This window comes from Pseudomonas sp. PS02303 (assembly GCF_029959925.1).
Lineage (GTDB): Bacteria > Pseudomonadota > Gammaproteobacteria > Pseudomonadales > Pseudomonadaceae > Aquipseudomonas > Aquipseudomonas mandelii.
On sequence record NZ_JASCOM010000292.1, the window covers coordinates 1 to 6,996 of the forward strand.

Here is a 6,996-nt window from a genome sequence, read left to right on the forward strand (position 1 = left end):
CCCGCTGGGCTGCGAAGCGGCCCCAAACCCTCCAAACCCGGTACATCAGAAAAACCGTGTTAGCTGGTTTTGCGACGGCTTCGCCGCCGAGCGGGAGCAAGCTCCCTCGCCACAAATGCCCACCAGGCACAAAAGCCCGCTAGCCGCCCAAGCGCCATCACTACAAAACCTCATTCCAAGGCCATCCATCAAGGTGGCCTTTTTTTGACCGGTGGTCGATGAACCGGTCTCGCCCGGCATTTTGCGCTTAGCTGTAGGGATAACCGGAGGCGCGCGTAGGCATTCCGTGTCACAGCGACGCCCCTTCAGAACACCGTGAGTCTGAGGAAATTCGCAATGCTGACCCTGAATATCAACGGCAAGGATCAGGAGTTGGATGTCCCCGCGGACATGCCGCTGCTCTGGGTCCTGCGCGATGTCGCGCACCTGACCGGGACCAAATTCGGTTGCGGCATGGCCCAGTGTGGCGCCTGCACCGTGCACGTCGACGGCGCGCCGTTGCGCTCGTGCATCACGCCCGCCACCGCGGTGGCCCACGGGCAAAAAATCCTCACCATCGAAGGCCTGTCCACGGATGGTTCGCACCCAGTGCAGCAAGCCTGGGCCGAACTCGACGTGGTGCAGTGCGGTTACTGCCAGTCCGGGCAAATCATGTCCGCCGCCGCGCTGCTGGCGAAAATCCCCAAACCCACCGACAGCGACATCGATCAGGCGCTCTCCGGCAATATCTGTCGCTGCGGCACCTACCCAAGGATCCGCGCCGCGGTCAAACGCGCCGCCGAGATCGGTTGATGCCACGTTGAAGGGAGTCTGAACATGAACAGCATCAACCCGGTGTCACGTCGCGGTTTTCTCAAGGGCAGCGCGCTGTTGGGCGGAGGTCTGGTGGTGGCGTTCGTCATTCCCGGCGCCCATCGCTTTGCCGTGGGGGCGGAGAATGAAGGCAACGTGTTTGCGCCCAATGCGTTTTTACGGATCGGCAACGACAACGTCGTCACCGTACTGCTCGGCCACTCGGAAATGGGCCAGGGCATCTGGACCGGCCTCACCATGCTGATCGCAGAAGAGCTGGACGCCGACTGGTCGAAAATCCGCGTCGAACATTCACCCGCCTCGGCGGCAGACTACGGCATGGCGGGTTTCGGCGGGATGCAGATCACCGGCGGCTCGACCTCGACCTGGATGGAGTTCGATCGCTATCGGCAGGCCGGCGCGGCAGCGCGTCTGATGCTGGTTGACGCGGCCGCCAAGCGTTTCAACGTCGCGCCCTCGGCGATTCACACCGAGTCAGGCGTGGTCATTGCCGGCGACAATCGCGCGACCTACGGCGAACTGGCGGACGACGCCGGCAAGCTGCCGGTGCCGGATCCGGCTTCGATCAAGTTCAAAGAGGCCAAGGACTGGAAACTGATCGGCAAACCCACCAAGCGCCTGGACACCCCGGAGAAAATCACCGGCAGGGCCAAGTTCGGCATGGACGTGCAATTCGATGGCTTGATGACTGCCATGGTCGCCCGCTCACCCGTGTTTGGCGGCAGCGTCAAATCTTTCGAAGGCGCCGAAGCGCTGGCCGTGCCGGGCGTGCATAAAGTGGTGCAGGTTCCCACCGGCGTGGCGGTGATTGCCGACCATTACTGGGCGGCGAAGCTGGGGCGCGATGCGCTGAAGGTCGAGTGGGACCTGGGGCCGAATGCCGGCCTCGACAGCCAGAAATTGCTGGAAAGCTTCCGCAAACTCGCGACCACGCCTGGCGTCTCTGCCAGCAAGGCCGGGGATACCACCGCCGCGCTGGGCAAGGCGGCCAAGACCGTCGATGTCGAATACAGCGTGCCGTACCTGGCCCATGCGCCGATGGAGCCGCTCAATTGCACGGTGAAAATCAGCAAGGACAAGTGCGAGATCTGGACCGGCACGCAGTTCCAGACCCTGGATCAAATGATCGCGGGCAAGATCACCGGGCTCAAACCCGAGCAGGTTGAAATCCACACCGAATTCCTCGGCGGCGGCTTCGGTCGCAGGGCCAATCCGACCTCGGACTTTGTCGCTGAAGCCGTGCAGGTCGCCAAGGCGGCAGGCGGGCCGGTGAAAACCGTCTGGTCCCGGGAGGATGACGTCCGCGGCGGTTATTACCGCTCGGCGTTCCTGCATCAGGCACGGATCGGCCTGGATGCTGGCGGCATGCCTGTGGCCTGGAAGCATGTGATGGTCGGTCAGTCGATCATGGCCGGCACCATGATGGAGGCGACGATGGTCAAGGACGGTATCGACAAGACCTCGGTCGAAGGCGTTGCCGACAGCCCGTACCTTGAAGACCTGGCCAATCACCAGGTGGAACTGCACTCGCCGACTACCGGCATCAGCGTGTTGTGGCTGCGTTCGGTGGGGCACAGCCACACGGCGTTTGTCATGGAGTCGTTGATTGATGAACTGGCGGAGGCGGCTGGCAAGGATCCGGTGGAATACCGACGAACCTTGCTCAAGGCGCATCCGCGACATTTGGGTGTTCTGAACCTCGCCGTCGAAAAAGCCAACTGGAAGGCGGAACTGCCGGACGGCCATGCCTTGGGTGTGGCGGTGCATGAGTCTTTCGGCAGTTACGTCGCGCAGGTCGCTGAGGTGTCCCAGGACAACCTGAAAATCCGCGTGCATCGGGTGGTGTGCGCGGTGGACTGCGGGATTGCGGTCAACCCGATGAGCATCGCGGCGCAGATGGAGTCCTGCATCACCTTCGGCCTCGGCTTTACCTTGCACAGCAAACTGACGTTCAAGGACGGTCAGGTGGTGCAATCCAATTACCACGACTATCAGGTGCTGCGGCTCAACGAAATGCCGGTGGTCGAAGTGCATATCGTGCCAAGCACTGAACGGTCCGGCGGTATTGGCGAAGCCGGCGTCCCACCCACGGCGCCGGCAGTGGCCAACGCGGTGTTCGCCCTGACCGGGCAGCGCTTGCGGGAACTGCCGTTGCAACTGTCGGGGGTGTGAGATGAGACGACATCTGATTCTGGGGACGGTGGTGTTGATCGGCTTGGTCAGCTATGCCGAGCACCTGTTTGCTGACGATAAGGAAGCGATCAAGGCGTTTGATACGGTGCAGAAGGTCTTTCAAAGTCCGCGTTGCCAGAACTGTCATATCCCGGGCGATTCGCCGTTGCAGTTCGATGCAGGCATCCCCCACGCCATGAGCGTAGTGCGCGGGATGGACGGCAAGGGCGCAGCGGGTTTGCCCTGCGCGACCTGTCACGCCGAGGCCAATCCGCCCGCCAGCTACGGGCCGCATACACCACCGGGGGCGCCGCACTGGAGCTTGCCGCCCGCGGCGCACAAGATGGCCTGGATCGGGCTGCCGGCCGACCAGTTGTGCGCGATGATCAAGGATCGCTCCAGTAATGGTGACCGTGATTTCGCGGCCCTGATCAAGCACGTCACCGAGGACAAACTGGTGCTCTGGGGCTGGAATCCGGGTGAGGGAAGGGCGCCGGTGCCGGTGCCGCACGACATTTTCGTCACCCAATTCAAGCTGTGGGCGACCGCTGGAGGCCCGTGTCCGGTGCAGGGCAGTTGACCGGCGGTCCGTTAACAGGGAGTCAAACCGGGTATGCACGACTCTAAAGTACATACCCGCCAATGGAGTGAGTCATGCTGATCCCAGGCAAACCGGTCAAGCGCGGTGCTTGTACAGACCCGTTACGTTCGCCACTGCAGGAGCGTGAGCTGTTGCGTGACCTGGCCCGCAAGGCCGAGCAAGAACTGATGGGCGTGCAGATGGCGAGCATGGACGAGTTGACGCTGCTGCCCAACCGCCACGGTTTTACAGCGCTGGCCCAACAGGGGATGGACGCCTGCCAGCAACTGGGGCTGCCGGCAACGCTGCTGTTTTTCGACCTCGATAACTTCAAGCGAATCAACTATCTGTACGGGCGCGCCGAGGGTGATCACGCCCTGAAGACCTTCGCTGACGTGCTGCGTATCGCCTTTCGCGAAAGCGATGTGATTGGTCGACTGGGCAACGATGAGTTTGTCGCCCTGTTGACGGGTGCAAGCGTTGTCGAGCTGTCCGCGATCAAGGCCCGGCTCGAAGAAATACTCGCCGAGCGCAATGCCACGGCGAATCGCAGTTTTGCCATTCACTTCAGCATTGGCCAGGTCGAGTTTGATGCTCGGCTAAACCCGACAGCGGAAGACGTGTTGACCCTGGCCGATAAGGCGATGCACGACACGGATCATTGCTGAGCGGCGCCTTGCAACGCTGCGGCAACGTAGGCGGCCGTTCGCAACAGCCGGCCATCGTCCCTGAACTTCCCGATGATCTGTAGCCCGACCGGCAACATGGGGTGGGCGCGCACCAGCGGTACGTTCACCTGCGGCCAGCCAAACGCCCCCCAGAACTTGATGAAATCCGACGGGCCGGTGCTTTCCAGGCCCATCGGCGCGACCATCCCGCAGGAGGCGCCGAGCATGGCGTCGAACGGTTGGCAAAGCTCATTCAAACGGGGCGCAAGGGTGGCCAGGCGCGCCTTGGCAGCGGATTCCTGCTCCCAGGTTGTTGCCGCCGCTCGCTCGAACATGGCCAGTGTCGATGGGCTCAGTTGAGCTCGGTGGCGTTGGAATTCCTTGGCCAGCGAGCGGGCACCTTCGCAATCGTTGATCAGCTGATGGTCGTCGAACACTGCGGCAAACTCATCGGGCAGTTCCAGTTCGCTCACATAATGGCCGGCGCTGCGCAACTGATCCGTGGCCTGCTCCAGAGCGCAGGCCACCTCGGCGTCCACCTGATCCCAGCGTGAGGTGCGGCAGAAACCCAGCCGCAGTGGACGCCGCTCAACGTCAGGCACTACAAAACCGGGAATCAACACCCGCGCCACAAGGTGCAGATCGCGCACCGATCGTCCATACCAGCCCACGGTGTCGAAGCTCGGCGCCAGCGGCTTTACACCTTCCAGCGACACCAGTCCCAGGGACGGTTTGTAGGCGAAGAGACCGCAATAGGACGCCGGCTTGAGCAACGAGCCCGCTGTTTGGGTGCCCAGCGCCACCGCAAAGAAACCCGCTGCCATCCCCGCCGCCGAACCCGCGCTGGAGCTGCCCGGCGTGCGAGCGAGATCGTGAGGATTTCGGGTCGGGCCAGTGTGCATGTAGGCAAATTCGGTGGTGTGGGTCTTGCCCATGATCAGCGCCCCGGCCTGGCGCAGCAGCGTCACGACGTGGGCATCCCGGGACGGTTGATGGTCGGCGTAGATGGGCGAGAAGAATTGCGTGGGGTAGGCGGCCGTGTCGAAGATGTCCTTGATGCCGACGGGGACGCCGGCCAGCAGGCCGCGCCCGGTGATCTGCGCAGCATCGGCACGCACCTGCCGGTCGTCGAACGAGACGAACGCCTGAATCTCCGGCTCCCGCGCCTGAATGCACTCAAGAAAGGATTCGGCGATGGCGGCAGCGGTCGTATCGCCATTGACTACCGCTTCACTGAGGGTGGTCGCGTCAAGGGCTGGGCGGTTCATTTGGCGAACAACTGGCTGATGTTTTTAAATGCCTTGAACTCCAACGCGTTGCCGCAAGGGTCGAAGAGAAACATCGTGGACTGCTCGCCCACCAATCCCTGAAAGCGGATGCCTGGCTCGATCACGAAGCGTGTCCCAAGGCCTTTCAAGCGCTCGGCCAGCGCCTCCCATTCCGCCATCCCCAGCACCACACCGAAATGCGGCACCGGTACGTCATGACCGTCCACGGCATTGGTGTGCGCCGCGTCCTGTGAAGCGTTTTTCGGTGCCAGGTGTATCACCAGTTGATGGCCGAAAAAGTTGAAGTCGACCCAATGCTCGCTGGAACGGCCTTCTTCAAGACCGAAGACTTCGCCATAGAAACGCCGGGCAGCGGCCAGATCGTAAACCGGTACAGCCAAGTGAAAAGGGGAGAGTTGCATCGGATTCGCCTCGGATTGTCAGGAGATGAGGCTGAGTTTAGCGCTATGATTTTTGATTGAAAGACGATAGTTTTTGCGTCGAGCTCAAATTATTTCGATCAATCGAGAAGTCCAATGCTGCGCGAATTGAAAACCTTCGTCGCCGTCACACGCTACGGCACATTCGCCGCCGCCGGCATGCACATCGGTCTGACGCAGTCGGCGGTCAGCGCGCAGATGCGCAACCTGGAAAAGGCGCTGGGCATCCGCCTGTTCGATCGCACCGGGCGACAGGCGATTCTCAATGCCGCAGGGCAACGGGCATTGCCGATGGCGCAGCAGATCCTCGACACGTTTAGCCGGATGGCCGTCAGTGAGGACGTCAGCGAGTACCGTGGAGAGTTGAAAATCGGTGCGGTGGCTACGGTCCAGACCGGGTTGTTGCCTCAGGCATTTTTGCGCTTGAGGGAGCAGGCACCGCTGCTGGAACCGAAACTGGTGCCGGGCGTGTCGTTGAGCCTGCTGAGTCAGGTTGATACGGGTGAGGTGGATCTGGCGATATTGATCAAGCCGCCCTTCGAACTGCCCAAGGAGCTGTCGGCGCAGGTGATTCGCCGGGAACCGTTTGTATTGATCGTGCCGATGGATCTTGAGGGTGATGATCCGCTGCAGATCCTCGCGAGCCAGCCGCACGTGCGGTACGACCGTAACTCATTCGGAGGGCGCCTGATTACACGATTTTTGCGTGAACAGCAGATTGATGTGCACGTGGCGATGGAGATGGATGAGCTGGAAGCCATTGTGAAAATGGTTGAATGCGGGTTTGGCGTTTCACTGCTGCCCGAGGCCGGGTTATGGCTTGAACATGGGGCGAAGGTCAGGATCATTGCGCTGGGCGAGCTGACGTTTTATCGGGAGATTGTCTTGTTGCAGCGCTACAGCCAACGCACACAGCCGATCCAGCTGTTGTTTGCCAAGTGCCTCACGACACTCGCCGACTAAACGCCATCCACCTGTGGGAGCGAGCCTGCTCGCGATTGCAGTGTGTCAGTCAACATCAATACTGAATGTCAGACCGCAATCGCGAGCAGGCT

The 6,996-nt window shown here is 61.6% G+C and carries 8 protein-coding genes; 6 read left to right on the plus strand and 2 right to left on the minus strand.

Going from position 1 to position 6,996, the window contains the following annotated elements; genetic code table 11:
- The 5 genes from QMX98_RS30640 to QMX98_RS30660 all read left to right on the plus strand — a co-directional run.
- On the plus strand, window positions 1-208 hold a 208-nt coding region (locus QMX98_RS30640), incomplete at its 5' end, for a hypothetical protein (RefSeq protein ID WP_282411875.1).
- 128 nt (window positions 209-336) lie between these two features.
- Complete coding sequence (locus tag QMX98_RS30645) at window positions 337-792, plus strand: (2Fe-2S)-binding protein (RefSeq protein ID WP_010459764.1); 456 nt, start codon at window positions 337-339, stop codon at window positions 790-792.
- Between the two features lie 24 nt (window positions 793-816).
- Window positions 817-2,985, plus strand: a complete 2,169-nt coding sequence (locus QMX98_RS30650; RefSeq protein ID WP_010459766.1) for a xanthine dehydrogenase family protein molybdopterin-binding subunit — start codon at window positions 817-819, stop codon at window positions 2,983-2,985.
- A gap of 1 nt (window position 2,986) precedes the next feature.
- The gene (locus QMX98_RS30655) at window positions 2,987-3,565 is read left to right on the plus strand and encodes a hypothetical protein (protein ID WP_010459768.1); all 579 of its coding nucleotides are present in this window, start codon (window positions 2,987-2,989) and stop codon (window positions 3,563-3,565) included.
- 74 nt (window positions 3,566-3,639) lie between these two features.
- A complete protein-coding gene (locus QMX98_RS30660; RefSeq protein ID WP_010459770.1) occupies window positions 3,640-4,233 on the plus strand; it encodes a GGDEF domain-containing protein in 594 nt (197 codons plus the stop codon).
- On the opposite strand, the gene QMX98_RS30665 is transcribed toward QMX98_RS30660, so the two are convergent.
- Both QMX98_RS30665 and QMX98_RS30670 read right to left on the minus strand, forming a co-directional pair.
- Window positions 4,224-5,501: an amidase gene (locus QMX98_RS30665; protein WP_145310173.1), complete on the minus strand. Its 1,278-nt coding sequence runs from the start codon at window positions 5,499-5,501 to the stop codon at window positions 4,224-4,226. The two genes, QMX98_RS30660 and QMX98_RS30665, sit on opposite strands and share 10 nt — an antisense overlap.
- Window positions 5,498-5,923 carry a VOC family protein gene (locus QMX98_RS30670; RefSeq protein ID WP_172790819.1) on the minus strand — a complete coding sequence of 142 codons (426 nt, stop codon included), beginning with the start codon at window positions 5,921-5,923 and terminating at the stop codon, window positions 5,498-5,500. Before QMX98_RS30670 ends, QMX98_RS30665 begins: the two co-directional genes overlap by 4 nt.
- A gap of 114 nt (window positions 5,924-6,037) precedes the next feature.
- Here QMX98_RS30670 and QMX98_RS30675 point away from each other — a divergent pair, with 114 nt between their 5' ends.
- On the plus strand, window positions 6,038-6,904 hold the full coding sequence (locus QMX98_RS30675) for a LysR family transcriptional regulator (RefSeq protein ID WP_282411876.1): 867 nt from the start codon (window positions 6,038-6,040) through the stop codon (window positions 6,902-6,904).
- The last annotated feature ends 92 nt before the right edge of the window (window positions 6,905-6,996 follow it).